The sequence below is a fragment of the Pontibaca methylaminivorans genome, from assembly GCF_900156525.1.
In the GTDB taxonomy this organism is placed as follows: Bacteria; Pseudomonadota; Alphaproteobacteria; order Rhodobacterales; family Rhodobacteraceae; genus Pontibaca; species Pontibaca methylaminivorans.
In genome coordinates this window covers 2023025-2049787 of the sequence record NZ_FTPS01000001.1, presented here as the reverse complement: position 1 = coordinate 2049787, position 26763 = coordinate 2023025, and the positions used below count along the sequence as shown (strand labels likewise).

24 protein-coding genes and 2 riboswitches are annotated in these 26763 nt (G+C 67.5%); of the genes, 7 read left to right on the top strand and 17 right to left on the bottom strand.

The window, feature by feature from the left end; translation table 11 throughout:
* The first annotated feature begins 92 nt into the window (after positions 1 to 92).
* Positions 93 to 1112: a ribose-phosphate pyrophosphokinase gene (locus B0B01_RS10040; protein WP_076649735.1), complete on the top strand. Its 1020-nt coding sequence runs from the start codon at positions 93 to 95 to the stop codon at positions 1110 to 1112.
* Between the two features lie 115 nt (positions 1113 to 1227).
* On the opposite strand, the gene metK is transcribed toward B0B01_RS10040, so the two are convergent.
* The 7 genes from metK to miaB form a co-directional block, all read right to left on the bottom strand.
* The gene (metK, locus tag B0B01_RS10035) at positions 1228 to 2409 is read right to left on the bottom strand and encodes a methionine adenosyltransferase (protein ID WP_076649734.1); all 1182 of its coding nucleotides are present in this window, start codon (positions 2407 to 2409) and stop codon (positions 1228 to 1230) included.
* Between the two features lie 5 nt (positions 2410 to 2414).
* Positions 2415 to 2463, bottom strand: a riboswitch (SAM-SAH riboswitch).
* Between the two features lie 32 nt (positions 2464 to 2495).
* Positions 2496 to 4043: an apolipoprotein N-acyltransferase gene (lnt, locus tag B0B01_RS10030; protein WP_076649733.1), complete on the bottom strand. Its 1548-nt coding sequence runs from the start codon at positions 4041 to 4043 to the stop codon at positions 2496 to 2498.
* On the bottom strand, positions 4043 to 4918 hold the full coding sequence (locus B0B01_RS10025; RefSeq protein WP_076649732.1) for a hemolysin family protein: 876 nt from the start codon (positions 4916 to 4918) through the stop codon (positions 4043 to 4045). Before B0B01_RS10025 ends, lnt begins: the two co-directional genes overlap by 1 nt.
* A gap of 33 nt (positions 4919 to 4951) precedes the next feature.
* A complete protein-coding gene (gene ybeY / locus B0B01_RS10020; RefSeq protein WP_076649731.1) occupies positions 4952 to 5440 on the bottom strand; it encodes an rRNA maturation RNase YbeY in 489 nt (162 codons plus the stop codon).
* A 54-nt stretch (positions 5441 to 5494) separates the two neighbouring features.
* Entirely contained in the window at positions 5495 to 6487 is a 993-nt protein-coding gene (locus tag B0B01_RS10015; RefSeq protein ID WP_076649730.1) for a PhoH family protein, read from the bottom strand.
* 188 nt (positions 6488 to 6675) lie between these two features.
* Complete coding sequence (locus tag B0B01_RS10010) at positions 6676 to 7446, bottom strand: outer membrane protein (RefSeq protein ID WP_234967748.1); 771 nt, start codon at positions 7444 to 7446, stop codon at positions 6676 to 6678.
* Between the two features lie 204 nt (positions 7447 to 7650).
* Positions 7651 to 8979 carry a tRNA (N6-isopentenyl adenosine(37)-C2)-methylthiotransferase MiaB gene (gene miaB / locus B0B01_RS10005; protein ID WP_076650174.1) on the bottom strand — a complete coding sequence of 443 codons (1329 nt, stop codon included), beginning with the start codon at positions 8977 to 8979 and terminating at the stop codon, positions 7651 to 7653.
* A 133-nt stretch (positions 8980 to 9112) separates the two neighbouring features.
* On the opposite strand from miaB, the gene B0B01_RS10000 reads away from it, so the two are divergent.
* The gene (locus B0B01_RS10000; protein WP_076649729.1) at positions 9113 to 9976 is read left to right on the top strand and encodes a hypothetical protein; all 864 of its coding nucleotides are present in this window, start codon (positions 9113 to 9115) and stop codon (positions 9974 to 9976) included.
* An 84-nt stretch (positions 9977 to 10060) separates the two neighbouring features.
* Here B0B01_RS10000 and irr read toward each other — a convergent pair whose 3' ends face one another.
* Positions 10061 to 10498 carry a Fur family transcriptional regulator Irr gene (gene irr, locus B0B01_RS09995; protein ID WP_076650173.1) on the bottom strand — a complete coding sequence of 146 codons (438 nt, stop codon included), beginning with the start codon at positions 10496 to 10498 and terminating at the stop codon, positions 10061 to 10063.
* 164 nt (positions 10499 to 10662) lie between these two features.
* Here irr and fabA point away from each other — a divergent pair, with 164 nt between their 5' ends.
* From fabA to B0B01_RS09975, 4 genes are all read left to right on the top strand, one after another.
* The gene (fabA, locus tag B0B01_RS09990) at positions 10663 to 11175 is read left to right on the top strand and encodes a bifunctional 3-hydroxydecanoyl-ACP dehydratase/trans-2-decenoyl-ACP isomerase (protein WP_076649728.1); all 513 of its coding nucleotides are present in this window, start codon (positions 10663 to 10665) and stop codon (positions 11173 to 11175) included.
* A gap of 43 nt (positions 11176 to 11218) precedes the next feature.
* The gene (fabB, locus tag B0B01_RS09985; RefSeq protein ID WP_076649727.1) at positions 11219 to 12448 is read left to right on the top strand and encodes a beta-ketoacyl-ACP synthase I; all 1230 of its coding nucleotides are present in this window, start codon (positions 11219 to 11221) and stop codon (positions 12446 to 12448) included.
* A gap of 7 nt (positions 12449 to 12455) precedes the next feature.
* The gene (locus tag B0B01_RS09980; protein ID WP_076649726.1) at positions 12456 to 13247 is read left to right on the top strand and encodes an enoyl-ACP reductase FabI; all 792 of its coding nucleotides are present in this window, start codon (positions 12456 to 12458) and stop codon (positions 13245 to 13247) included.
* A 92-nt stretch (positions 13248 to 13339) separates the two neighbouring features.
* Complete coding sequence (locus tag B0B01_RS09975; RefSeq protein WP_076649725.1) at positions 13340 to 14191, top strand: alpha/beta fold hydrolase; 852 nt, start codon at positions 13340 to 13342, stop codon at positions 14189 to 14191.
* 3 nt (positions 14192 to 14194) lie between these two features.
* Here the strand turns inward: B0B01_RS09975 and B0B01_RS09970 are convergent, their stop codons facing one another.
* The 4 genes from B0B01_RS09970 to msrB form a co-directional block, all read right to left on the bottom strand.
* Positions 14195 to 14971 carry a cobalamin-binding protein gene (locus B0B01_RS09970; protein ID WP_076649724.1) on the bottom strand — a complete coding sequence of 259 codons (777 nt, stop codon included), beginning with the start codon at positions 14969 to 14971 and terminating at the stop codon, positions 14195 to 14197.
* Between the two features lies 1 nt (position 14972).
* Positions 14973 to 15380 carry a hypothetical protein gene (locus tag B0B01_RS09965; protein ID WP_076649723.1) on the bottom strand — a complete coding sequence of 136 codons (408 nt, stop codon included), beginning with the start codon at positions 15378 to 15380 and terminating at the stop codon, positions 14973 to 14975.
* Between the two features lie 97 nt (positions 15381 to 15477).
* Positions 15478 to 15699, bottom strand: a riboswitch (cobalamin riboswitch).
* A 39-nt stretch (positions 15700 to 15738) separates the two neighbouring features.
* Positions 15739 to 16248: a peptide-methionine (S)-S-oxide reductase MsrA gene (gene msrA / locus B0B01_RS09960; protein WP_076649722.1), complete on the bottom strand. Its 510-nt coding sequence runs from the start codon at positions 16246 to 16248 to the stop codon at positions 15739 to 15741.
* On the bottom strand, positions 16235 to 16690 hold the full coding sequence (msrB, locus tag B0B01_RS09955; RefSeq protein ID WP_076649721.1) for a peptide-methionine (R)-S-oxide reductase MsrB: 456 nt from the start codon (positions 16688 to 16690) through the stop codon (positions 16235 to 16237). Before msrB ends, msrA begins: the two co-directional genes overlap by 14 nt.
* Before the next feature lie 153 nt (positions 16691 to 16843).
* Here msrB and B0B01_RS09950 point away from each other — a divergent pair, with 153 nt between their 5' ends.
* The gene (locus B0B01_RS09950) at positions 16844 to 17998 is read left to right on the top strand and encodes an amidohydrolase (protein ID WP_083946157.1); all 1155 of its coding nucleotides are present in this window, start codon (positions 16844 to 16846) and stop codon (positions 17996 to 17998) included.
* Positions 17999 to 18004: 6 nt separating this feature from the next.
* Here the strand turns inward: B0B01_RS09950 and B0B01_RS09945 are convergent, their stop codons facing one another.
* From B0B01_RS09945 to B0B01_RS09920, 5 genes are read right to left on the bottom strand one after another with little or no spacing between them, the layout of a single operon-like run.
* Positions 18005 to 18766: a 2,3-dihydro-2,3-dihydroxybenzoate dehydrogenase gene (locus tag B0B01_RS09945; RefSeq protein ID WP_076650172.1), complete on the bottom strand. Its 762-nt coding sequence runs from the start codon at positions 18764 to 18766 to the stop codon at positions 18005 to 18007.
* Positions 18767 to 18774: 8 nt separating this feature from the next.
* Positions 18775 to 22947 carry a non-ribosomal peptide synthetase gene (locus tag B0B01_RS09940; RefSeq protein WP_083946155.1) on the bottom strand — a complete coding sequence of 1391 codons (4173 nt, stop codon included), beginning with the start codon at positions 22945 to 22947 and terminating at the stop codon, positions 18775 to 18777.
* On the bottom strand, positions 22944 to 23591 hold the full coding sequence (locus B0B01_RS09930) for an isochorismatase family protein (protein ID WP_076649719.1): 648 nt from the start codon (positions 23589 to 23591) through the stop codon (positions 22944 to 22946). The genes B0B01_RS09940 and B0B01_RS09930 overlap by 4 nt, the downstream gene beginning before the upstream one ends.
* Positions 23588 to 25231, bottom strand: a complete 1644-nt coding sequence (locus B0B01_RS09925) for a (2,3-dihydroxybenzoyl)adenylate synthase (protein ID WP_076649718.1) — start codon at positions 25229 to 25231, stop codon at positions 23588 to 23590. The genes B0B01_RS09930 and B0B01_RS09925 overlap by 4 nt, the downstream gene beginning before the upstream one ends.
* Positions 25228 to 26373: an isochorismate synthase gene (locus B0B01_RS09920; protein WP_143733041.1), complete on the bottom strand. Its 1146-nt coding sequence runs from the start codon at positions 26371 to 26373 to the stop codon at positions 25228 to 25230. Before B0B01_RS09920 ends, B0B01_RS09925 begins: the two co-directional genes overlap by 4 nt.
* Positions 26374 to 26763: the final 390 nt, after the last annotated feature.

Below are 26763 nucleotides of genomic sequence, written 5' to 3'. Positions count from 1 at the left end.
TGCGGGCCCATGCTAAGCGATAGCGGGAAAGCGACTCGACTGCCGGAACAGCGCCGTTTCAGCAGAAAACCAGGGGCAGGGAACAAAGACAGATGCCGAACCACACCGAACCCAAACTCATCGCCGGCAACGCGAACCGGCCCCTGGCCGAAGCGATCGCCCAGCGCATGACCATGCACCGCGGCGTCCATACCGGCCTCGTGGATGCCCGGGTCGAGCGCTTCAACGACGGCGAAATCTTCGTCGAAGTCTTCGAGAACGTGCGCGGCGAAGACATGTTCGTGATTCAGCCGACCTCGAACCCGGCCAATGACAACCTGATGGAACTGCTGATCATGGCCGATGCGCTGCGCCGCTCCTCGGCCAGCCGGATCACCGCGATCCTGCCCTATTTCGGCTATGCCCGGCAGGACCGGCGCACCAAGGCCCGCACGCCGATCTCTGCCAAACTCGTCGCCAACATGATGGTCGAGGCCGGCATCGAACGGGTGCTGACCATGGATCTCCACGCCGCGCAGATCCAGGGCTTCTTCGACATCCCCGTGGACAACCTTTACGCAAGCCCGATCTTCGCGCTCGACATCCAGGCGCATTTCCGCGGCCATATGGAAGATCTGATCGTCATCTCCCCCGATGTGGGCGGGGTGGCCCGCGCGCGCGAACTTGCCAAGCGCATCAATTCACCGCTCGCCATCGTCGACAAGCGTCGCGAGAAACCGGGCGAAGTCGCCGAAATGACGATCATCGGCGACGTGCGCGACAAGACCTGCATCATCGTCGATGACATGTGCGACACCGCCGGAACGCTCTGCAAGGCGGCGGCGGTGCTGATCGAAAACGGTGCGAAAGAGGTCCACGCCTATATCACCCACGGGGTGATGAGCGGCCCCGCGGCGGAACGGGTCGCCAATTCGGTCATGAAATCGCTGGTCCTCACCGACACGATCCAGCCGGCACCCGCGGTCATCGCCGCACGCAACATCCGCATCGTGCCGACGGCCCCGATCTTCGCCCAGGCGATCCACAACATCTGGGACGGCACCTCGGTCTCCTCGCTGTTCGAGCACACGACCCTCGCCCCGATCTACGAATCGCTCTACGCGGTCGCCTGAAAGCGCGCGCCCGCTCCCCGAGCCCCCAGGGGCATCTTCTGGCCGGAAATATCCCGGGGAGCACGAGGGGCAGCGCCCCTCGTCCCCGCAGTCAAGACCGGCCCGCCCGGCCGGTTCAGAGCGCCGCCCGCAGATCCTCGACCAGGTCGGTGCGTTCCCAGCTGAACCCCCCATCCGCATCCGGTTCGCGCCCGAAATGGCCATAGGCGGCGGTGCGCTGATAGATGGGGCGGTTCAGGTCCAGATGCTCGCGGATGCCGCGCGGCGTCAGATCCATGATCTTCCGCAGGGCGCGCTCGATGGCGCAGTTGTCGGCCTGCCCCGTGCCATGGGTGTCGACATAGATCGACAGCGGTTCGCTCACCCCGATCGCATAGGCAAGCTGGAGCGTGCATGTCTCCGCCAGCCCCGCCGCGACCACGTTCTTGGCAAGGTAACGCGCCGCATAGGCGGCCGACCGGTCGACCTTGGTCGGATCCTTGCCGGAAAAGGCGCCGCCCCCGTGGGGCGCCGCGCCGCCATAGGTATCGACGATGATCTTGCGTCCGGTCAGCCCCGCATCCCCGTCGGGCCCGCCGATCACGAAGCGCCCGGTCGGGTTCACGTGCCAGACGGTGCGCTCGTCGATCCAGCCCCCGGGCAGGGTTTCGCGGATATAGGGCTCGATGATCGCGCGCACGTCATCGCTGCCAAGCTCGGGATCCAGATGTTGGGTGCTGAGCACGATGGAACTCACGCCAACGGGCTTTCCGCCCTCATAGCGTACCGAAAGCTGGCTTTTCGCATCGGGGCCGAGCGCGGGCTCGGTGCCGTCCTTGCGCACTTCGGCCAGGCGGCGCAGGATCGCATGGGCATAGTGGATCGGGGCCGGCATCAGGGCCTCGGTCTCGCGTGTCGCAAAACCGAACATGATGCCCTGGTCGCCCGCGCCCTCGTCCTTGTTCTCGGCCGCGTTCACACCCTGGGCGATGTCGAGCGACTGTTCGTGCAGCAGGTTCGTGATTTCGCAGGTCGCATGATGGAACCGTTCCTGCTCGTAACCGATGTCGCGGATGCAGGCGCGGACGATGTCTTCGATATCCCCCATCAGTTCGTGCAGACGACCGGTATCCGCAAGGCCGATCTCGCCGCCGACGACGACGTGGTTCGTGGTCGCAAAGGTCTCGGCCGCCACGCGCGCCTCGGGCTCCTGCTCGAGCAGCGCATCGAGAATGGCATCGGAAATACGATCGCAGACCTTGTCGGGGTGCCCCTCGGAAACCGATTCCGAGGTGAAGATATAGCTGTCACGCGACATGAAAGTGCTCCATTGAGATTATCCCGCCACGTCAGGAAGCCGTTGTGACGGGTTGCAAAAGTGGTTACGCGCGGGGCGCGGCAGGGTCAATCGCGTTTTCCGCGCCGCGCCGCGCCGCTTCTCGCCCGCTGCCCTGCGCGGATTGCGCCAAGCCCGAGCAGCAGCAACAGGAACAGCGGCAGATCGCCCGTGCGCGAATAGGGCGTCGGCGGCAGCGGCCGGGGCAGTTCCGCATCGACGAATCCGGCTTGGCCCAGCGCGATGCTGGCGGTGACGCGCCCGCGCGGGTCGATCATCGCCGAAACCCCGGTGTTCGCGGCACGGATCAGCGGCAGCCCCTGTTCCATCGCCCGCATCCGCGCCTGAACAAGGTGCTGATAGGGACCGCTGCGCTTGCCGAACCAGGCGTCATTGGTGATCTGGATCAGGAAATCCGGCCGCTCCGGCGCCGCGTTCACGTCATGGGCAAAAACCGCCTCGTAGCAGATGAGCGGCAGACCCGCCCCGATCCCGCCAAAACCGAGCACCTGCGGCCCCGGCCCGGCGCTGTAGCCGGCCCCCTCCTGCGCGGCGAAACCGTGCAGGCCGAAGCGCGCCGCGAGATCGCCAAAGGGGATATATTCACCGAACGGAACAAGGTGGTGCTTGTCATAGAGCCCCGCAACCGCCCCCTCCGCATCCAGGTAAACCAGCGTATTGTAATAGCGCCCCTCGCCGTCCCGCTGCGCGCCCAGCACGACCGGCACGCCGCCGGCTGCCCCGGCGATGGCGGCAAGCGCAAAATCCGCATCCTCAAGCAGCCAGGGGATCGCGCTTTCCGGCCAGACGATCAGGTCCGGCCGCGGCGCAGCGGCGGTATAGGCAAGCTGGCGCTCGAAAAAGACGGCATTGCGTTCGGGATCCCATTTCTCCTGCTGCGGCGCATTGGGCTGCACGAGGCGCACGACCCGCCCGCCGGCCGGTTCCACCGGCAGGAGCGGCAGGGCGAGCGCGGCGGCCGCTCCCGCGAGGGCCGCACAGCCCACCGGGGGCAGCAGCCAGGGCCAGGCACCGCCAAGCCGCATGTGGCGGGTAACGAAGCGCAGCAGGAAGACGCCGAGCGAAAGCCCCGCCGCCAGCGTGAGAAAACTCAGCCCCAGCGGCCCGATCCAGGCCAGCGCAAGGGCCGCGGGCGTGTCGATCCAGATCTGCGAAAACTGCGCCCAGGGGAAGCCGGTGAACAGGTAGCTGCGGGCATATTCGGCCAGCGTCCAGCACGTCACCAGCGCAAAGGGGCGGAAATCGGCCCGCCGCGCCAGCCGCGCCGCACCCCAGAAGGCCGCGCCCCAGAACAACGCAAGCCCGCCCGAAAGGAACAGGAGCGCAAAGGGCGCCATCCAGCCGTGGCGGGCCACGTCCACCTGGAACGGCTCGATGATCCAGAACAGGCCATGGGCGAAATAGCCAAGGCCAAAGCCCCAGCCGACCAGCCCCTGCCCCCGCGGGCGGCGGATCGGCGCCAGCACCGCCGGCAGCGCTGCCAGCCCCGCGAGGGTCAGCCACCACCAGCCGGTCGGCGCAAGCCCGAGCGCAGCGACCACGCCAAGCAGCACCGCCGCGAGCAGCCGCAGCACCGACGGTCGCTGCATCGTCATCAGCCGGCAGCCGGAAAGCGCACGCGCATACGTTTGACCCGGCGCGGATCGGCGTCGATCACCTCGAATTCGGGGCCGTCCGGGTGCTGGATCACCTCGCCCCGCGTCGGCACGCGCCCGGCAAGCATCGAGACGAGGCCACCGAGCGTGTCGATCTCTTCCTCGTCCACATCCTCGTTTTCGGTCAGGGACATGCCGATCTCGGATTCGAAATCGTCCAGCGGCGTGCGCGCCAGCACAAGGTAGCAGCCGGGTTTTTCGCGGATCCAGGTCTGGTTCTCGTCGCTGTCGTGTTCGTCCGCGATCTCGCCCACCACCTGCTCGATCAGATCCTCTATGGTCACGAGCCCGTCGACGCCGCCATATTCGTCGATCACGAGCGCCATGTGCCGCCGCTCGGTCTGCATCTTGGTCAGCAACACCCCGATCGGCATCGAGGGCGGCACGAAAAGCAGCGGACGCAGCATGGCCGTGAGGTCGAAATCAAGCCCGTTGCCGTTGAAGCCATGGCTCAGTGCCAGATCCTTGAGGTGGACGAAGCCAAGCGGCGTATCCAGCGTTCCGTCATAGATCGGGATTCGCGACATGCCGCTGTTGCGGAACAGGGTGACGAGCTCCTCCTTGCCGATGGTGAGCGGGGCCGCGACGATCTCCGCCGTCGGGATCGCCACATCCTCGACCCGCATGCGATGAAGGTTGACCATCCCGCGCAGCGGGCCGCCGGGTTTCGGGCCGTCTTCGGCTGGCGCATCCGGGGTCAGCGCGTCAAGCAGGCGGCTGAAAAAGCCCGATCGTCCATCGGGCGCGGATGAGTCGTCTTCGGTCTCTGGCTGTTGCCCGGCGGATGCCGGGGCTGTGTCCGTGGTGTCGTTCATGAAACCCTGTCTCGAAATCGGGCCGGTCTGCTGTCACTCATATGGGTCATCAATCCCCAGAGTGCCAAGTATTTCGCGCTCGAGCCGCTCCATGAGCTCTGCATCGCCATCGCGAAGGTGATCGTAACCAAGAAGATGCAGCACCCCATGCACAACAAGATGCGTCACATGGTCGCTGAGCGCGCGCCCGGCCGCGCGGGCCTCGGCCGTGCAGGTGTCAAAGGCGAGCGCGATATCGCCAAGCTCGCATTCCTCGGCACCGGGGAGCGCGGGCCGCGCGCCCTCCCGTTCCGGTGCGCGGTCGCGCAACGGCCAGGACAGGACATTGGTCGCCTGCTCCTGCCCGCGAAAGGCGGCGTTCAGCGCGGCGATCCGCGCGTCATCACACCCAAGCAGCGCAATCCCGAACCGCGCGGGGTCCAGGCCCAGATGCACAAGCGCGGCATCACCCGCGCGCGCCGCCAGCGTAGTCAGGCCGGTGGCGGTCCAGCGGCTGTCCTCGATCATCACATCGACGCTCATGCCCCTGGCCGCGCCCCTGCTGGCACGCGATGGCGGTGCGGATCCGTGTATCCGTCAGCCATCGGCCTCGTAAGCCTCGATGATTGCGGCGACCAGCGGGTGACGCACCACGTCGCGGGCGGTGAAATAACTGAACCCGATCGACGGAATGCCCCCCTTGAGCAGCCGTTCCGCATCGGCAAGCCCCGAAGCCGTGCCACGCGGCAGATCGACCTGGGTGCGGTCGCCCGTCACCACCATGCGCGAGCCCTCGCCAAGGCGGGTCAGGAACATCTTCATCTGCATGGTGGTGGCGTTCTGCGCCTCGTCCAGCACCACGAAGGCATCCGAAAGCGTGCGCCCGCGCATGAAGGCCAGCGGCGCGATCTCGATGCGGCGTTCCTCCATCAGCCGGCTCAACTGTTTCCCGGGCAGGAAATCGTCAAGCGCGTCGTAAAGCGGCTGCATGTAGGGATCGACCTTTTCCTTCATGTCGCCGGGCAGGTAGCCGAGCTTTTCCCCCGCCTCGACCGCCGGGCGTGACAGGATGATGCGATCGACTCGCCCGGCGATGAACATCGACACCCCGACCGCCACCGCGAGATAGGTCTTGCCGGTGCCGGCAGGGCCGATGCCGAACACGAGGTCATTGTCCAGAAGCGTGCGCAGATAGCTGCGCTGCGCCTCGGTGCGGGGCTCCACGACGCGCTTGCGGGTGCGGATCTCGGTGGCCGGGCCGCCGGTGCCGGGACGTCCGGGCGCCGGGCTTGCACCGCCGAGCCGCAGCTCGCGGTCGATGTCCCCGCTTTCGATGCTGCGCCCGGATTCGAGCCGCGCGTACAGCAGCCGCAGCACCTCCCCGGCGCGGACGCGGGAGTCGGGTTCGCCGATAATCGTCAGGATATTGCCCTTGTGCATGATCTGCACGTCGAGTTCGCGCTCGATCAGGGCAAGATTGCGGTCGTATTCGCCGCAAAGCTCGATCAGCAGGCGATTGTCCGGAAATTCGATCTCGACTTCGCGCCGGGCGTCGTCGGGCTGTAACGGGGTCAGGGGGCCGGTGGCCAAGCCGCTCTCCTATTCAGGTTCCAGCCGTCAGCGTGCCAATATCGTCCGGGCTGCGCAAGCCGTCGCGATCATTCGGGGCCGTATTTCAGGGCAGCACCTTCCCGCGGGGTGCGCGACAGGCGGAAACGAAAACGACCGCCCCGGATGCAGGGCGGCCGGTAATTCCGGTCATCTCCGGTCACTGCGCATCAGAAGCGGAAGTTCACGCCAAGCTGGACATTGTGGAACTTCGGCGTGGCCTTGGTCGAGGCACCGCCCGCATCCGTCAGATCCTTTTTCTGGAACTGGAGATATTCGTATTCGGCGCGCACCGACCAGTTTTCCGACAGCTTGCGCTCGACCCCGACACCGGCTGCGAAACCGTTGCTCTTGTAGGATGTATCGAGCGCGATCGAATCCCCGCCGGTCGTACCAGTGACCGAATAGTCGAAATCGCCGCGCACGAAGCCGAGGATACCGTAGAACAGCGTATCGCCCGAACGGTTGGTGACGCCGGCCTTGCCGCGCAGGCCGAGAACATAGTTCAGATCGGTCGAGGCGGTATAACCATCGGTGGTGAAATCGTCATCCGCCTTGCCGCCCATATAGCCGAATTCGAGCCCGTACACCGCGGTGCGGTCGCTCAGCGCCCGTTCGCCACGCCAGCCCGCATGCAGGCCGTAGTTGAACCCGTGCTGTTTCAGCGTGTCAGGCGACGCGACGATGGTGCCAGCCGTATTGCGGTGGCCGACCTCGTCATCACCCTGAAAATCATAGCCGATGCTGCCGCCCAGGTAGAACCCGGCCCAGCTCGGCGCCGGTTCCGCGGGCGCGGGGGTGAAGATCGGCGCCTCGACCACCGGTTCCTCGAGGTTGCCGGCAAACGCGGCACCGCCGAGCCAGCAGGTCAGCGCGGCCGTCGATCCGGCAATCAGCAGGGAGTCACGAATCTTTGCGGACACAGAAAAAAGCGGTTTCAACTCATTCATCCTTCGCACGCGGGGGCTGCCCGATCCGTCCAGACTGCCCTGTTGCATCCTACATCGTCAATGGAACGCCATGCGTCCAGTGCAAAAGGGTCGAAGCAGCGGGGGCAACCATGTTTTCGGGCGGGACGTTGCCGACAATCCTCACTTGGGCCTCACCTGGGCTTCACTTGGGCAGCGCCGCCGCCGGGCCCTGCCTCATTCGGCGGCAATTACCTCTCCGGCCAGCGAATTCGCGCCGCTCGCGACGATTCGCACCCGCGCCAGCACACCCGGTCCGACACCGCCGCCGTTCACATGCACCGCGTGCAGGTGGTCCGACTTGCCGACCATCTGCCCCGCCTCGCGGCCCGGTTTCTCGAACAATACGCCGACCTCCTGCCCGACCATGCGGTCCTGCGCACGCTTCTGCTGCTGCCCGAGCAGGGCCTGAAGCCGCTGCAACCGCTCGGCAGCGACCGCCGGGTCCACCTGCGCGCGTTCCGCCGCCGGCGTGCCGGGGCGGGGCGAATAGCAGAAGGAATAGGCCTGCCCGTATCCCACCGCCTCGACCAGATCGAGCGTGGCCCGGAAATCCGCGTCGCTCTCTTCGGGAAAGCCGACGATGAAATCGCCGGAAATCAGGATGTCGGGGCGGGCGGCACGGATGCGTTCGATCAGCCGCAGATAGCTTTCGGCGCTGTGGCTGCGGTTCATGCGCTTCAGGATCCGGTCGCTGCCGGACTGGACCGGCAGATGCAGATAGGGCATGAGCTTGTCGCATTCGCCATGGGCGGCGATCAAATCGTCGCTCATGTCGTTGGGGTGCGAGGTGGTATAGCGGATCCGCTCGAGCCCGTCGACGCCGGCCAGCGCGCGGATCAGGCGCGCAAGGCTCCAGTCGCCCCCCTCGCCCGCGCCGTGATAGGCATTCACGTTCTGCCCGAGAAGCGTGATCTCGCGCACGCCCCGCGCCACCAGATCGCGCGCCTCGGCAAGGATGCGTTCGGGCGGGCGCGATGCCTCGGCGCCGCGGGTATAGGGCACGACGCAGAAGGCGCAGAACTTGTCGCAGCCCTCCTGCACGGTCAGGAACGCCGTGGGGCCGCGGCTGGCACGCGGGCGCGGCGGCAGGCCGGTGAACTTGTCCTCGACCGGGAAATCGGTGTCGATCGCGCGCCCGCCCTCGCGCAGGCGGGCCTCCATTGCCGGCAGGCGGTGATAGCTCTGCGGCCCGACCACCAGATCGACAAGCGGCGCGCGGCGCATGATTTCCTCGCCCTCGGCCTGGGCCACGCAGCCGGCGACACCGATTTTCAGATCGGGTTTCGCCTCTTTCAGGCCCCGGAACCGACCGAGTTCGGAATAGACCTTTTCGGCGGCCTTTTCGCGGATATGGCAGGTGTTCAGCAGGATCATGTCGGCGCCTTCGGGGCTGTCGACCTGTTCATAGCCCTGTTCGCCCAGCGCCTCGGCCATGCGCTCGCTGTCATAGACGTTCATCTGGCAGCCATAGGTTCTGATGAACAGCTTCCGGGGTGCGCTCATGTCGGCAACGCCTTCGATCAGGGGTTTCGCGCCGGCGCGTGCGGGCCCGGCTTGCATCGGTTCCGCAATTATCCGATTCTGGCGCGGATCACCAGAACAAGGCCGGCGACAGCCGGAATCAGGGGGCGGACCCATGCGATTCGCAACGCTGGACAGCTTTATCGGCGAAGGCCGCGCGCTGCTGGGCAAGGGGCCGGTGGCGCTGATCTTCGTCGAGGACGAGACCGAGATCGAATCCACCCTGCGCCACCACCTGAAATGCGGCTTCGGCGCGGTCCTGGCGCTCATGCCCGATGCCTTTGCGCTCAAGGACATTGCCGATCCGCGCGTGCATCGAATCGGTTTCGACTGCGCCTCGCCCGAAGTGCTGGCCGATGCGGTCAACCGGTTCATCGAGGCGGCGCCGGGGCTCTGGTTCTATTACTGCTTCAACGCGGAATATCTTTTCTTTCCCTTCTGCGAGAGCCGCAGCGTGGGCGAGTTGCTGGCCTTTCACGGCGAAGAGAAACGCGACGCGATGCTGACCTATGTGGTCGACCTCTATGCCGATACGGAAGCGGATGACCAGCCGGTGCTGCTTGATCGCGCCCATCTCGACCGCGCGGGTTATTACGCGCTGGCACGGATCGACCCGGCGACCGGCCATCCGCGCGAACGGCAGCTCGATTTCTTCGGCGGGCTGCGCTGGCGCTACGAGGAACACATCCCGCCCAAAAGCCGCCGGATCGACCGGGTCGCCCTGTTCCGCGCCGCGCCGAGCCTGCGGCTGCTGCCCGACCATCGCTTCGCCGAGCAGGAATACAACACCTATTCCTGCCCCTGGCACCACAACCTCACGGCCGCGATCTGTTCGTTCCGCACGGCGAAGGCGCTCAAGCGCAATCCGGGCTCGCGCCATGCGATCGACAGTTTCCTGTGGCGCAGTTCCACCCGGTTCGAGTGGCATTCGCGCCAGCTTCTCGACCTCGGGCTGATGGAACCCGGCCAGTGGTTCTGATCTGAAGGATGCGGGGGCCGCGGTCATCGCGAACCAACGCGAGACGCCCGTGCCTTCCGGGCCGAAAGCGCCGCTGGACGATGTTCAGCGCCGGCGCAGCCGGATCACCACATCGACCGAGGCGACCTCGGCGCCTTCGGGGGCCGGCGGCAGGCCGATAATGTGCAGCCGCTCGGCCGGCGCGTCGCTCAGGACGCCATCGTCTTCCCAGTAGAAATGCGGGTGCTCATGGGTGTTGGTGTCGAAATAGCTGCGCGTGCCGTTCACCGTGACCTCCTGCATGAGGCCGACCTCGCAGAAGGCGCGCAGGGTGTTGTAGACCGTCGCCAGCGACACCGAGACGCCGCCTTCCCGCGCCGCCTCGTAAAGGCTTTCGGCGGTGACGTGGCGATGGCGCCCGTCCCCGATCAGAAGCTCGGCCAGCGCGACCCGCTGCCGCGTCGGTCGCAGATCGCCCTTGCCAAGCCAGCGGGCAGCGGTTTCTGTGGGGCTGTTGCCCTTTGGTATCTCGATCTCGGCCATGTTGTTCATATAGTGCGCTTTGTGGAGCGGTTTCAAATGAAATTCATTCGCGCTCCGCGACATGAGGACACGGGCAGCCCCCGCCCGCGATCTTGCAGGATGCCCGAACCCAGTGCTAGACGAGGCGCGATCCGCGAGACCAGCAAGGCAGGAGAGAACGCCATATGGCTCAATACCCCAGCAGCTTCGACAAGGAAGACTTGTTGAAATGCGCCCGCGGCGAACTTTTCGGGCCGGGCAATGCGCAGCTTCCCGAACCGCCGATGCTGATGATGGACCGCATCACCGAAATCAGTGCCGACGGCGGCAGCCACGGCAAGGGCCATGTGGTGGCCGAATTCGACATCCATCCCGATCTCTGGTTCTTTGCCTGCCATTTTCCCGGCAATCCGATCATGCCGGGCTGTCTCGGCCTTGACGGGCTGTGGCAACTGACCGGGTTCAACCTTGGCTGGCGCGGCATGCTGGGCCAGGGGATGGCGCTCGGCGTGGGCGAGGTCAAGCTGACCGGCATGGTGCGCCCCGACCGCAAGCTGCTGACATATTACGTGGACATGACCCGGGTCATCGACCGCAAGCTCAAGATCGGCGTGGCCAACGGACGTGTTGTCGCCGATGGCGAAGAGATCTATTCGGTCAAGGACATGAAGGTCGGTCTGGCCACGGCCGCAGGCTGAATGCCCTGTCCGGGCCATCGACCGAGAACAGAGGGAGAAGCCGATGCGCCGCGTCGTCATCACAGGTCTGGGCATCGTTTCCTCGATCGGGAACAACGTGCCGGAAGTGCTTGCCTCGCTGCGGGCCGGGCGCTCGGGGATCGAGGCGGTGCCGGAAATGGCCGAGCACGGCTTCCGCAGCCGCATCGCCGGCACGATCAAGCTCGACCCCGCCGAACATGTGGACAAGCGCACCATGCGCTTCATGGGGCCGGGTGCCGCCTATGCCCATATCGCCATGACCGAGGCGATCCGCGACGCCGGGCTTGAAGAGGGCGACATCGTCAATCCGCGCACCGGCGTCATCGCCGGGTCGGGCGGGCCCTCGACCAGCGCCATGTTCGCGGCACACCAGAGCGTGCTCAAGACCGGCGTGACCAAGCGGATCGGCCCCTTCGCGGTGCCGAAATGCATGTCCTCGACCATCTCGGCCAATCTGGCCACGGCCTTCGGCATCCGCGGCGTCAACTATTCGATCACCAGCGCCTGTTCGACCAGCCTGCACTGCATCGGCAGCGCGGTCGAGCAGATCCAGCTCGGCAAGCAGGACGTGATGTTCGCCGGCGGCGGCGAGGAGCTCGACTGGACGCTGTCCTGCCTGTTCGATGCCATGGGCGCGATGTCGTCGAAATACAACGACACGCCCGAACGGGCGAGCCGCGCTTTTGATGCCGGACGCGACGGGTTCGTGATCTCGGGCGGCGGTGGCATTCTCGTGCTCGAGGATCTGGACCATGCGCTTGCCCGCGGTGCGACGATCCATGCCGAGGTGACGGGTTACGCGGCGACCAGCGACGGGCACGACATGGTTGCCCCGTCCGGCGAAGGGGGCGAGCGCGCCATGCGGCTTGCGCTCGAAACCCTGCCCGAGGCGCGGCGCATCGGCTATATCAACGCCCATGGCACCAGCACCCCGGTCGGCGACGTCGGCGAGGTCGAGGCGGTGCGGCGCGTCTTCGGCGAGGGAACGACCCCGCCCATCAGTTCGACCAAATCCATGACCGGCCATGCGCAGGGCGCGGCCGGCGCGCTCGAGGCGGTGTTCAGCCTCCTGATGCTCAAGCATGATTTCATCGCGCCTTCGATCAACATCGAAAACCTCGATCCGGCGCTCGATCCATCCGAGATCGCCAGCACCCTGGTCGAGAATGCCGGGCTCGACAGCGTGATGACCAACAGCTTCGGATTCGGCGGAACCAACGGTTCGATGATCCTCTCCAGGTATCAGGGATAATGAACAGATGATGCAGCCACTGGCCGGGAAACGCGGCCTGATCATGGGCGTCGCCAACGACCATTCGATCGCATGGGGAATTGCACGGGCCATGAGCGCGGCCGGCGCGGAACTGGCCTTCAGCCATCAGGGCGCCGCCTTCGGCCGCCGCCTCGAACCGCTTGCGGAAAGCCTGGGCTCGACGCTGCTGATCGACGTCGACGTGACGGATGACGCGGCGCTCGACGCGGGGTTTGCCGAACTGGCCGGCCGCTGGGAAACCATTGATTTCGTGGTCCACGCGATCGCCTATTCGGACAAGTCCGAACTCACCGGGCGTTTCCTCGACACGAGCCGGGCGAATTTCCTCCATTCGCTGGAAATCAGCGCCTATTCCTTCATCGAGGTCGCCCGGCGCAGCCATCCCCTGATGCGCGAGAATGGCGGGACGCTCATCACGCTCACCTATCAGGGCAGCAACCGGGTGATCCCGAATTACAACGTGATGGGGGTGGCGAAGGCCGCGCTCGAATCCGCGACGCGCTATCTGGCAAACGACCTCGGGCCCGAGGGCATCCGCGTCAACGCGATTTCTCCGGGCCCCATGCGCACCCTGGCCGGTGCCGCCATCGGCGGTGCGCGCAAGACCTACCGGTTCACCGAGCAGAACGCGCCGCTGCGCAGCAACGCGACGCTGGAGGCCGTGGGCGGTACGGCGGTCTGGCTGGCGTCGGATGCCGGCGCCTTCACGAGCGGCGAAATCATCCATGTCGATGGTGGCTATCACGTGCTCGGCATGCCGCAGCCCGAATCCATGTGAGCCATGACGCACAACCGGCGGTGGGACAATGATATTCCGCCGGCAGCCGGCCCGGCACCGGGACGGCATGCAATGAACGGGCGCCCCTCCTGATGGCGAGCTTCGACACAAGCGACGGGCTCTCGCTCTATTACGAGGACACGGGCCATGGCCCTGCCCTGCTCTGCCTTGCCGGCCTGACCCGCAACTGCCGCGATTTCGACCATGTCGCGCCGCATCTCGCGGGCTGCCGTGTCATCCGCATGGATTATCGCGGGCGGGGCGACTCCGCCTATGACGCCGATTTCCGCAACTATTCGATCCCGCGCGAGGCCGGGGATGCGCTTGAACTGCTCGATCATCTCGGGCTTGAGCGGGCGGTGATCCTCGGCACGTCGCGGGGCGGGCTGATCGCCATGGCGCTTGCGATGATTGCCCCGGCGCGGCTTTCGGGTGTGATCCTGAACGACATCGGCCCGGTGATCGAACCGGCGGGGCTTGCGCGGATTCTGGACCGCCTCGGCCGCCCGCCCGAGGCCCGCAGCCTTGAGGACGCCGCGCATGCACTGGCGCGGGACAATGCGGCGAAATTCCCGGGCGTTCCCCTTGACCGCTGGCGGGAGGAGGCAAGGGCGCGCTACCGCAAGGGGCCGGGCGGGCTCGTGCTGCGGTACGACCCGCATCTGCGCGACGCGGTGGCGGCAGCCGGCGCGGACAGCAGCGCGGCGGATGCACCCGACCCATGGGCGCTGTTCGATGCACTCCGCCCGCTGCCGCTCGGCGTGATCCGGGGCGCGAATTCCGACATCCTTTCGGCCGAAACGCTGCGGCAGATGCAACTCCGGCACCCCGACATGGTCAGCGCAACCGTGCCGGACCGGGGTCATGTGCCCTTCCTTGACGAGCCGCCCACGCTCGGGGTGATCCGTGCCGTCACGGATGCCGTGAAAGCGCGCGGCGGCTGACGCTCAGCCCAGCGCCTCGATGATCGCGTCGAGCCCGTCGGTCAGCGCCGCCGGGCCGGGCTGGAGGATCAGCGAGGAGCTGATCTCGTGGATGCGGCCATTGCGAACCGCCGGGATCGTGTCCCAGCCCGGGCGCGCCGCCATCCGCTCCGGGCGCAGCTTCTTGCCGCACCAGGAGCCTAGAATGACATCGGGGCGCGCCGCCGCCACCTGTTCGGGCGTCACCACGCGCTCCATGGCCTTGCCCCTGGTCACAAGATCCGGGAACGCCTCGCGCCCGCCCGCGATGCCGATCAGTTCCGACACCCAGCGCACGGCCGTTATCATGGGGTCGTCCCATTCCTCGAAATAGACCAGCGGCCTTGCCCGCCCCTCGGCCCGGGCGGCGACCTCGGCAAGGCGCGCCTCGTATCCGCGCGCAAGGTCGTCGGCCCGCCCGGGACAACCGACCAGCGCGCCGACATGGCGGATCATGGCAAGAATGCCGCGCAGATCCTGCTGGTTGAAGGCCATGACCGCCACGCCCTCGCGCAGAAGCGCGGCGGTGATGTCGGCCTGAATATCGCAGAAGCTCAGCACGAGATCAGGTTCAAGCGCGGTGATCGCCGAAATATCCGCCGAGGAAAATCCCGAGACCCGGGGCTTTTCGCGCCGCACCCGCGCGGGGCGGGTGGCAAAGCCTGTGACGCCAATGATACGCGCCTCTTCGCCCAGCAGGTAAAGCACCTCGACCGTTTCCGCCGTCAGGCAGACGATCCGTTCGGGGGGGAAAACACGCATGTCAGATCCTCGCCGTTTCGCAGGGTTCGGCCCGGGCAGGGCAAGCCATGCGGACCGGCGCCCGCAGCATCATCCGCGGCGGGGCCATCAGCCGGGACAGCGGGCCCCGCGCGTCGCGGTCCTCGAAGAATGCGGTGGAAAAGGCGCAGAGCGCCGCGGCATCCTCGCCCTTTTCGACGCCGCAGAACAGCTCCACCCGGTGCGCGTTCAGCACGAACAGGGCCTCGCCCCCGGCCGCACAACCGTCAAGCATGGCCCGCCCGGTCATCTCGAAGCCGGGCCGCAGCGAACAGGCGAGCCGCGCGGCCTGCACGAGCCGTTCGGCAAAGGCCCGCGCCACGGGGCATTCGCGCCCGCTTCGCAGACAGGTGGTGATCTGGAACTGGTGGTCCGGAAATGAAATGCTCATCGCGCCCTCCGCGCAGAAGAGGGCGGCGCATGGTCTGCATGGTCTCGAGTGGCTCCGTCATCACGGCAAACGCTCCTCGGGGCACCCCGCCCGTCTCATGGTTTCAACGATGATGGCAGGTCTCCTGACTCGCGGGTCGCTGCGCCCTTCCCTGCCTTCCCGGAGCCATCAAGGCCCCAGTGGCACAAGGAGGATGGGCGCTCGCCGCTTACAGTTGCGGGGGCAGTCGCGGCCTTGGAGATTCCTCCGCACCGCGTTCCCTTTTCATCCCGCAGGCCGCCTTTGCCGCCCCCGGGAAACCATCAGCGCGACTGTCGCGAAGCACCGGGCCCAAGTCAAGCGCCGAACGCGCGATCCGTCACGATGCCGCAGACCGCGGGAGCACCCAGTGCGGACGGATGAAATGGCAGGTATAGCCGTTCGGGAACCGTTCGAGATAATCCTGATGCTCGGGCTCGGCCTCCCAGAAATCGCCGAGCGGGGCGAGTTCGGTCACAACCAGCCCCGGCCAGAGCCCGGAAGCATCCACGTCGCGGATGGTCTCGCGCGCGGTTTGTTCCTGCCGTTCATCCGCGAAAAGGATCGCCGAACGATAGCTCGGGCCGAGGTCGTTGCCCTGCCGGTCGGGGGTGGTCGGGTCGTGGATCTGGAAGAAGAAGCCAAGGATGTCGCGATAACCCGTCACATCGGGGTCGAAGATCACCTCGAGCGCTTCGGCATGATTGCCGTGATCGCGATAAGTCGCGTTCGGCACGTCGCCGCCGCTGTAGCCGACCCGGGTCGCGATCACGCCGGGACGGCGGCGGAACAGATCCTGCATGCCCCAGAAACAGCCCCCGGCAAGGACGGCGCGTTCAGTCCTGCTCATGCCCGCCCCCGATCCGGCCGAGCCAGGCGCCGTAACCTTCGGCCTCCATGTCGTCGCGGTGGATGAAACGCAGCGCCGCCGAATTGATGCAATAGCGCAGGCCCCCGCGATCCACCGGGCCATCGGGGAACACATGGCCCAGATGGCTGTCGCCATGGGCGCTGCGGACCTCGGTGCGCAACATGCCAAGGCTGTGGTCGCCGTGTTCGGTCACATGGGCGGATTCAATCGGGCGGGTAAAGCTCGGCCAGCCGCAGCCGGCGTCGAACTTGTCGCCGCTCGCGAACAGCGGCTCGCCCGAGACGATATCGACATAAATGCCCGGTTCGCGGTTGTGCAGCAGCTTTCCGCTGCCCGGCCGCTCGGTGCCGCTTTCCTGCGTGACGTGATATTCCTCGGGCGAAAGCGCCGCGATGGCCTCTGCCGATTTTTCATAGCGCATGGCGCCGGCTCCCCTCCTGCTGCGGTCTGCGTCATATCTGTGTGCCATCGTCGCCGGATTCAACGGGGCATGTCCGCGATCACGCTCCCGTTCCATTGCGCCGCGCCGCGCTTCGCCCTATCAGGAGGCATCCCCGACAAAGGCCCTGCACCGTTGAAGACAATCGACCAGATCGCTGCCCTTGCCCCTCTCATGACCGAGTGGCGCCGTGATTTCCACCGCCACCCGGAGCTTGCCTTTGAAGAGACCCGCACCGCCGGCCTAGTGGCGCAGCGGCTGCGGGACTTCGGGCTCGCGCCGGTCGAGGGGATCGGCAGGACCGGGGTCGTGGCCATCGTCGAGGGAGGCGCGCCCGGCCCGTCGATCGCCCTGCGCGCCGACATGGATGCCCTGCCGATGCAGGACGAAAGCGGCCGGGAGTGGCGCTCGTCCCGGGATGGTGTCGCCCATGCCTGCGGTCATGACGGCCACACCGCCGCGCTGCTCGGGGTTGCGCGCCATCTGGCCGAAAACCCGCCCGCGCGGGGCCGCGTCGTGCTGATCTTTCAGCCGGCCGAGGAAAACGGGCTGGGCGCAAGGGCGATGATCCGGGACGGGCTGATCGACCGCTTCCCCTTTGACGAGGTATACGGGTTTCACAACATGCCGCTTCTGGCACCGGGACAGGCCGCGGTGCGCAGCGGCGCGACCCTGAACGGCTATATCGTGTGGGAGGCCGAGATTTCCGGCACCGGCGGCCACGGCGCCGCCTTTTTCAAGGCCACCGACCCGGTGCAGGCGGCAGCACGGCTCGCGACCGAGATTTCCTCGATCATTGGGCGGTATATCGACCCGGCCGACTCCGCGCTGATCACCGTCTGTTCGATCGAGGCCGGCAGTTCGCATAACATCATTCCCGCCACGGCGCGGCTTTCCGGCACGGCGCGGGCGCTCGACCCGGAGGTTCTGGCGCTGCTTCATTCCCGGCTCGAAACCGCCTGCGCCGGGGTGGCGGCGCTGACCGGCTGCGCCATCCGCTGCAATCGGCTGACCGAGGTTCCGCCCTGCATCAACACGCCCGCGGGCGCGGATCATGCGGCCGCCGCCTGTGCCGCCGTGCTGGGCGCCGCCAATGTCACGCGCGACCAGCCCGCCTATCCGTTCACGGATGATTTCGCCCTGTTCCTGCAGGCCGCCGCCGAGGGCGCCTATCTGTTTCTCGGGCAGGAAAGCCCCATGTGCCATGATCCGGCCTATGACTTCGACGATGCGCTGCTTCCGGTGGCCGCAAGCATCTTCGCGACGCTGGTGCGGCAGCGGCTCGGCTGAGGGCCGTCACGCCCGGAGCGTTGCCCCGCCATCGACATAAAGATCCGCCATGGTGATGTGGCTTGCCCGGTCCGAGAGCAGGAAGAGCACCGCCTCGGCCACCTCTTCCGGCACCGCGAGCTTGCCAAGCGGGATCCCGGCCTTGAAGGTCCCGGGCTGCCCGGCGATCACCCGCGCGGCGCCCTGATCGTCGGCCCACATGCCGGTCTGCATCGGCGTAAGCGTCGAACCCGGCGCCACGATGTTGCAGCGCACGCCCAGCGGCCCGAGTTCAATGCCGAGACAGCGGGTGAACATATGCGCCGCAGCCTTCGACGCGGCATAGGCCGCCATGGCATGGCGCGGCACGCCGGCCGCGTTCGAGCCCACGACCACGATGCTGCCCCGCCGCCGCGCCGCCATGCGCCGCCCGAGCGCGCGCCCGACATGGAACACGCCATGGGTGTTCACATCGAACACCCGCCGCCAGTCCGCGTCACTGGTCTCCAGAACGGTATCCGTCGCCAGAACACCGGCGACATTCGCCCCGAATTCGATCGGCCCCCAACTCTGTTCGACCTGATCCACGAGCGCCTCGACCGCGGTGCTGTCGGTTATGTCAAGCGCGGCCGGCCAGATATCATCACCCTCAAGCGCCGGCACGGCAAGATCGCTCGCCACGACCCGCGCGCCCTCGCTGCGCAGCAGCCGCACGAGCGCCGCACCGATCCCGCCACCGGCGCCGGTGACGAAAGCGATCCGCCCGGCAAGGCCCGTGTCCCGGTTCATGTCCCGGCTCATGCCTGTCGCCGCGCCGCGCCGGCTGCCGGTGTTGCCTGCTCCATCCGCTCGGACAGGGCGGGCGCGATCATGGCGCTTGCCTCGGCACCGGTCAGTTGCGGGTGCAGGAACGGAACCGAAACCACATCGAGCGCCGCGCCATAGGGTTCCCAGAGCGACGGCGTCAGATGCGGGCGGGTCTTGTGGTCATGGGCGGCCCGGACATGGGTCAGCACACCGTCGTAGCGGCGGTGATGGTGGCCCCGCACCAGCCGGTTGGTTTCGAGCACCACCCGCACCACGCCTTCGAGCGCCCGCGGCGGCAGGTTGCCGAGCGCGCTTTCGCCCTCGCGCAGGAAGGCGAGGATCTGCTCGCGGGTCGTCAGGTGCGGATAGCGTTCGGGATCGTGCCCCGCGATGGCAAGCAATGCGCGCAGGGCCTGGCTTTCGGTCGGCTCGGGCTCGGCCCGCCAGCATTCGGCCGGGTAGGAATCGAGCATGGCGACAAGGCCGACCTCACGCCCGGCGTCCTGCAGTTCAACCGCGATCGCCTGGGCGAGGATGCCCCCGACCGACCAGCCGGCGACATGGCAGCGCCCCTCGGGGTGGGTGTCGCGGATGCGGCGCGCATAATCCGCGGCCAGCGCCTCGATGCTATCGGGCACGGGCACATCGGGATCAAGCGCGGGCGCCTGCAGGCCGTGCACCGTGCGGTGCGGCGACAGGGCGCGGGCCAGCGTGCGATAGCCCCAGCAGATCCCGCCGGCCGGGTGCACCATGAACAGGGGATCGCGATCCTCCGCGCCGCGGGTCAGGGTGATGAGCGGTGCGAGCCCGTCGTCCCCGGCCACCTGCCCTGCCCCTGCGTCGATCCGCGCGGCCAGGGTGGCGATATCGGGATATTCGAACAGGGCCGCCAGCCCCGGCGCGTCTCCCCATTCCTCGCGCATCCGCAGCATGAGCCGCACCGCAGACAGGGAATCACCGCCAAGGGCAAAGAAATCGTCCGCCCGGCCGATCTGCGCCGCATCCATCCCGAGAAGATCCGCATAGAGCGCGGCCAGCGTCCGCTCGGTCGGTGTTTTCGGCGCATCGCCCCCGGCGCTTTCGAAACGGGGCGCCGGCAGGGCCTTCCGGTCGAGCTTGCCATTGCTGGTGACCGGCATCGAATCCAGCGCCACGAAGGCCGCGGGCACCATGTAATCGGGCAGCCGCGCCGCCAGCATCGCGCGCAGCGCCTCGGGCGCATAGCCCGGCTCGGGCACGACATAGGCCGCAAGCCGCCCGTCATGGGCCAGCACGATAACACCTCGGGTCAGGCCGGATGCGGCAATCGCCGCCTCGATCTCGCCCAGTTCGATCCTCAAGCCCCGTATCTTGACCTGATGGTCCGAACGCCCGAGGAACAGCACCGCCCCGTCCGCGCGCCGCCGGGCCAGATCTCCGGTCATGTAAAGCCGCTCGCCCGGACGGAACGGGTTGTCGATGAACCGCTCGGCCGTGAGGTCCGGCCGCCCGAGATAACCCCGCGCCAGTTGCACGCCGCCAAGATAGAGGTTCCCGACCACCCCCGGCGGCACCGGATGCCCCCGGTCATCCAGAATCACGAGCTGCGTGTTCCAGACCGGGAACCCGATCGGCACCGGGCGCGAGCGGTCATCGGGGCCGGCCGGCCAGTAGCTCACGTCCACCGCCGCCTCGGTCGGGCCGTAAAGGTTGTGCAGTTCGGCCCGCAGGCGCTTGTGGAACCGCTCCCGCAGGTCGGCGGGCAGTTCCTCACCGCTGCAGAAGACGCGGGCCACGGAGAGACCCTGCGATTCCGGCGCATCGAGAAAGGCCGCCAGCATGGAGGGCACGAAATGCAGCGTCGTGATCCCCTGCTCGCGGATCAGCGTGGCAATAGTCACGGGGTCGCGATGCGCATCGGGCGGGGCCACGACCAGCGTTCCGCCACGGATGAAGGCAAGGAAGAATTCCCAGACCGACACGTCAAAGGTGGCGGGGGTCTTCTGCAGGATCCGGTCCTGCGCATCGATTCCGTAGAACTCGCCCATCCAGATCAGGCGGTTGACGATGGCGCGATGCGTGACCACGACCCCCTTGGGATCCCCGGTCGAGCCGCTGGTATAGATGACATAGGCCGCATCATCGGGCTGCGGTTCCGGCAGTCCGGCAGCGGGGTCGGCTGCGGGGATATCGCTCCAGCGCGCCGGTGGCAGCAGCCGTTCGCCATAAAGGCCGTGGGCATCGTCCTGCGCCAGCACCACCACGGGGGCGGCGCTTTTCAGGATGGTCGCGATGCGTTCGGCCGGATGGTCGAGGTCGAGCGGCAGATAGGCGCCCCCCGCGCGCAGCACCGCGACCAGCGCGATGACAAGTTCGAGCGAGCGCGGCAGGGCGACGGCGACCACCGTTTCCGCGCCGACACCCCTTTCGCGCAGGGCATCGGCCAGTGCGGCGCTGCGACGGTCAAGGTCGCCATAGCTGAGCGATTGTCCCTCGAAGCGCAGCGCCTCGGCCTCGGGTGTTGCGCGCATGCTGCGCTCGATCAGCGCGGCGAGCGTGGTGTCCTCGACCGGATGCGCGGTCCGGTTGAAGCCGTCGAGTTCGTTCCACACCTCGTCGCGGGTTGCGGTCGGCACATCGGCCAGCCGCTCCGCCCCCAGCGCATTCGCGAGAAACTCCGCCAGCCGTTCGCCATGAGCGGCCGTGTCCTCGACACTGTAGAGATCCGGGTTGGAATCGACCTCGATCGAAAGCCCGCTGGCGGCATCACCCCGGAAGGTAAAGCTGATGTCCTCGACCGGGCCGGTACCGGTCACATGAAGCGTCACATCGAGCCCCGGGAAATGCGGCGGCTTGTCATAGGGCTGCACGTTGACGAGCGGCCCGTAAAGCCGGCGGTTGCCGCCGAGCAGCCCGAGATCGCGGCGCAACTGCTCGCTGCGGTAACGACCATGCCGGCGCGCCTGCGCGGTCATGGCGGCGGTGGCCGCAAGATAATCGCCAAGCGGGGCCGTCTCGTCGGGCGTGATCCGCAGCGGCAGGACATTCATGACCGTCGCCGGAACCCGGGCCGAGGCGCTGCCGAACCGGCCCATATGAGGCACGCCGACCACGATTTCATCGGTGCCGGCAAAGCGGCGGCAATACCCCGCGACCAGCCCGGTCAGGACATCGGGCCAGCCAAGGCGCAGGCTTTGCGACAGGGCGACAAGACCGCTGCGGGTCGTCTCCGCCAGGGGCCGCGCAAAACGGTGGAAGCCATGCGCCGTGACCGCGCGCCCGGGCGCCATGCCGGTCACTTCCTCCATGCCCTCCATCGCGCCCCGCCACCAGCGCGCATCTTCCGCCCGCTCGGCCGAATCGCGATAGGCGCGGTCCTCGGCCCAGACCCCGGCCAGCGGCGCCAGCGGCGATCCGGGGCGCGCCCCGGGATCGAACGCCGCCGCATAGAGTTCCGCCACCCGCGCCGTCAGCAGCACCATGCCATAGCCGTCGTTGACCAGATGATGCACGCGCTGCGACCAGAGATGCCGCTCCGGCCCGAGACGATAGAGCACCTGCGCGGCAAGCGCCCCTTCGACCGGATCGACGGGCGTGTTCATGTCGGCGCGGATCGCGGCAAGCGCCGCTTCCTCGGGCGCGGGCTCGCCCGACAGGTCGATCACGGCGAGGCGCGGGCGCCGGTCGGGGTCGAGGCGCTGAACCGGGCCGTCGGGGCCGTCCTCGAAGCGCAGCGACAGCGCCGCGGCCTCCTCGCCGACCTGATCGACCGCCGCCCGGAAGGCCGCGACATCGAGCGGGCCGCGCAGGTCGAGATACTGCCCGGTGTTGAAGATCGGGTTGGCCGGGTCGAGGCGCTGCGAATACCAGAGCCCGGTCTGCGCCTCGGTCAGCGGCTCGGCCTCGGCCGGGCCCGTGTCGGCGGCAGCGCCCGGGTCGCGCGCGCAAAGCAGCGCCCAGAGCCCGGCGATGGTCGGCGCCTCGCCAAGATCGGCAAAGTCGAGCGCGACCCCCGCCTCGTCCCAGTGCATGGCAAGGTTCATGGCCCGCATCGAATCGAGCCCCAGATCGAGCAGGTTGGCATCGTCCGCGACCGTTTCCGGATCCTCGTCGAGCATGGCAATGATATCGGCCCGCAACTGTTCGAGCGTCACGGATCGCGCGGCCCCGGATTGCGTGGTCATTGCAGCACCTCCAGCACCTGACGGGTCGAGAGCACGACGCCGCTGCAATCCGCGACCTGCGCCAGCGCCGCATCGTGCCAGTCGCGCGAAAAATCACCGACCGCATCGGCCACGAAGAACGGCTGGATGTCGCGCTGGAACGCCTCGGCAGCGGTCAGCATGCAACCGATATGGGCATAGACGCCGCAGATGACGATCTGGTCGCGGCCGCGCGCGCGCATCAATGTCTCGAGATTGCTGCGCTGAAAGGCGCTGTAGCGGTGCTTGGTCAGGACGAAATCGCCGGATTCCGGCGAAAGCGGGCCGATGATCGCCTGCTGCGCGGGAACATGGCGCATCCCCGGCCCCCAGAGATCCGCCTGCAACCCGCGATCGCGCCGCTCCTGGTCGCCGTGCTGCGCGGTATGAAAGACCGGGATGCCGCGCGCGCGGGCGGCCCAGGATATCTGCGCGATGCTGTCAATGACGCTGCTGATCGGGCTTGCATCCGGGGTGAAGGCATCGACGAAATAGGCCTGCATGTCATGGACGAGCAGCGCCGCCCGGTCGGCCTCGAGCGTCCAGCCGGCGCGCGAGGGCGGCAGGTCGCCCTCCTGCGGGAGGTCATAGGCCGGAATCGACGGCAGTCTTCGGGGCGCATTCATGGCTTGCTGCCCTCCTGTTCAAGCAGGTTCGCGCGCAGGCCGGCGCGCAGCTCCTTGCGGCTGATCTTGCCGACCGCCGTGGTCGCGAAACTGTCCACGAAAACGATCTGGTCGGGCACCTTGAAGGGCGCGATGTCGCGCTCGCGCATCCAGGATTTCAACTCGGCCGGTTTCGGGGTCTCGCCCTCGGCAATGACGAAGGCACAACTGCGCTCGCCCAGGAACTTGTCGGGGATCGACACCACCGCCGCATCGAACACCCGCGGATGCGCAAGCAGGTGGTCCTCGACCTCCTCGGCCGAGATCTTCTCGCCGGCGCGGTTGATGTGGTCGGTCGCCCGCCCCTGCATGACCAGATATCCCCCGGGCAGGCGGCGCACCACGTCGCCCGTGCGGTAAAAGCCGTCATCGGTGAAGGAGCGCGCATTGGCCCCCGCGTCATCGTGATAGGCGCGGATCGTATAAGGCCCCCGGGTGTGAAGATTGCCGGACACGCCCTCGGGCACGGGCTGGCCCTGGTCGTCCAGCAGCAGCACCTCGTCCCCCGGCGACATGGGCCGCCCCTGGGTTTCGGTGATGATGTCCTCGGGGTCGTCGAGCCGGGTATAGTTGACCAGCCCCTCGGCCATGCCGAACACCTGCTGCAGCGTGCAGCCAAGCACCGGGCGCACCCGCTTGGCGGCTTCGGGCATGAACTTGGCGCCGCCGACCTGCAGCACCTCGAGGCTCGACAGGTCATGATCGGTCCGCGGCGCGGCCTGCAGCCACAACAGGGCGAGCGGCGGCACGAGCCCGGTGATCGTCACCCTTTCGCGGGCGATCAAGGGAAAGGCGGTCTCGGGGTTGGGCAAGGGGCTCGTGACCACCCGCGCCCCGGCACGGATCGCCCCGAAGATGCCGGGCGAGCTCATCGGGAAATTATGCGCAACCGGCAGGGCCGCCAGATAGACGCTCTCGGGCGTCATGCCGCAGATTTCGTTGCTGGTGCGGATGCTGTAAAGATAGTCGTCATGCGTGCGCGGGATCAGCTTGGAAAGCCCGGTGCTCCCGCCCGAAACCTGCACGAGGGCCACGCTCGACGGATCGGGATCAGTGTCCGGCAGGCGCTCCGGGCCGGCGGCGAAACCGCTGAAGGGAACATGCCCGCCGGGATCGCCCACCACGATCACATGACGCAGGCCGGGCACCTCCTGCTGCAGGGCATGGCCAAGCGGGCGGTAATCGAAACCGTTATGGGTGTCGGCGATGACGCAGGCGGCCGCCCCGGCCTTGCGCGCGAAATGGGACACCTCGGCCAGCCGGTGATCGGGCAGCGCAAAGACGGGGATCAGCCCGGCACGGAACAGGCCGAAAACGACCGCGAAGAATTCGGGGATGTTCGGAAGCTGCACCACCACCCGATCGCCGGGAGCAAGGCCCAGCGCCAGAAAACCGGCCGCCGCCACATCGGCCCGTCGCCCGAGTTCGGCATAGCTCCAGCGCTGGTCGCCGCCGATGACGGCAATCGCCTCGCCCCGGGTTTCCACCATCGCCCTCAGCACGGCGGGAAAGGTTTCTCCGGTCCAGTAGCCGTCTTCGCGATAGCGCCGGGCGAAATCCGCAGGCCAGACCTGCGCGAGCGGCGATGCTGTCGTCGTCATAGTGCTGTCTCCAAGAAATCCTCCGCCTGCTCCATCTCGATGGCCCGGAGCATGGCCTGGAACTTTGCCCGCGTCTCGGCAACCTCGGCCTCGGGGTCGGAACCGGCGACGATGCCCGCCCCCGCCTGCAGCCGGAGCCGCGCGCCGCAGATTTCAGCGCAACGCAGCGCCACATGCCACTCCCCGTCGCCCCGGACATCGCTCCAGCCGACCGCACCGGCATAGAACCCGCGGTCGCGGGGCTCAAGGGCCCGGATGGCCTCGAGCGCCTCGCAGCGTGGCGATCCGCCCACCGCCGGCGTCGGATGGAGCAGCGCCGCAAGCCCCGCCGCCGAGGGCGCATCGTCCCGGAGCACGCCCTCGATCCGCGTGCCCAGGTGCCACATGGTTGTGGTCGAATACAGCGTGGTGCCCGCGGGCGCGCCGAGCTGGTGACAATGCGGCGCCAGGCTGTCGAGAATCGCCTCGACGACGAACATATGTTCGCGCCGGTCCTTGTCGGAATGCAGGAGCGCCTGCGCCGCCGCCTCGTCCTCCGCACGGTCGGGCCGGCGGCGGGCCGAACCCGCCAGCGGATGCGACACGACCTGCGTTCCCCTGCGCGACACAAGCAGTTCCGGGGTCGCCCCGACCAGGGTCGAAGGCCCGTCGCCGCAGGTTTCCGGCGGCAAGGGCAGCATGAAGGTGGTCGCGTCGGGGTCGCGGGCAAGCCGCGCCGCAACCTGCAGCGGATCGACCGGCACCGCCGCCCGAATGCACAGGCTGCGCGACAGCACGACCTTGGTCAGCCGGTTGCACCCGATCATGTCGAGCGCCCGCCGGACCATGGCCGCATAGCTTTCCGGGTCGGGTTCCGGGGCGATCTGGAACGGCGCCCAGAAGGCGCGCGCACAGGCTTCGATCGGCCCGGCAAGCATGCCCCACCCCGATCCGCGCCGGAACTCCTCGGGCTGATAGAGATAGGCCGGTGCCCGCACGTCGAAGGGCAAAGCCCCGACCAGCACCGGCGGTCCGCCTTCGGCCTGCGGGCCCTGAAGGAAGGTTTCCACATGCTGTTCGAGCGAGGCCCCGGGCCCTGTCGGCAGCCGGTGCCGCAGGCCCTCTGCCTCTGTGAACTGTCGGGCGCGAAAGAGCGCAAACACATCGAACTCCCGAATACAGCTGATCAATCTTCAGGTGCCGGGCCGCCGGGGCAGGCATCTCCGGCTAGGCCATAAGACTTTACGCGGGAAACCGAAAGGGTTAATTTCCGTGCTGTTACCGTGACTTAGATCATCCGAGCGTAAATCCTGATAAAATCAGGCGACTTTTCACGCTGCAGCGCCGAATCAATACGCGATTCGCTTCCGTTTTCCGGCCGTGCTGTCCGCGCTTTCCGCGGATCAGCCCGGGGTATGCGGGATGCCGGGCCCATACGCGGCGCGACGAAAGGCGGCGGGCGGCATCGGTGCAAACCCTGTTTACCTTCGCGCATCCCCGCTGGTATCACCCACACGGCCCGGATAGTCGGGCAGCACCCGGATGCCGCGGCG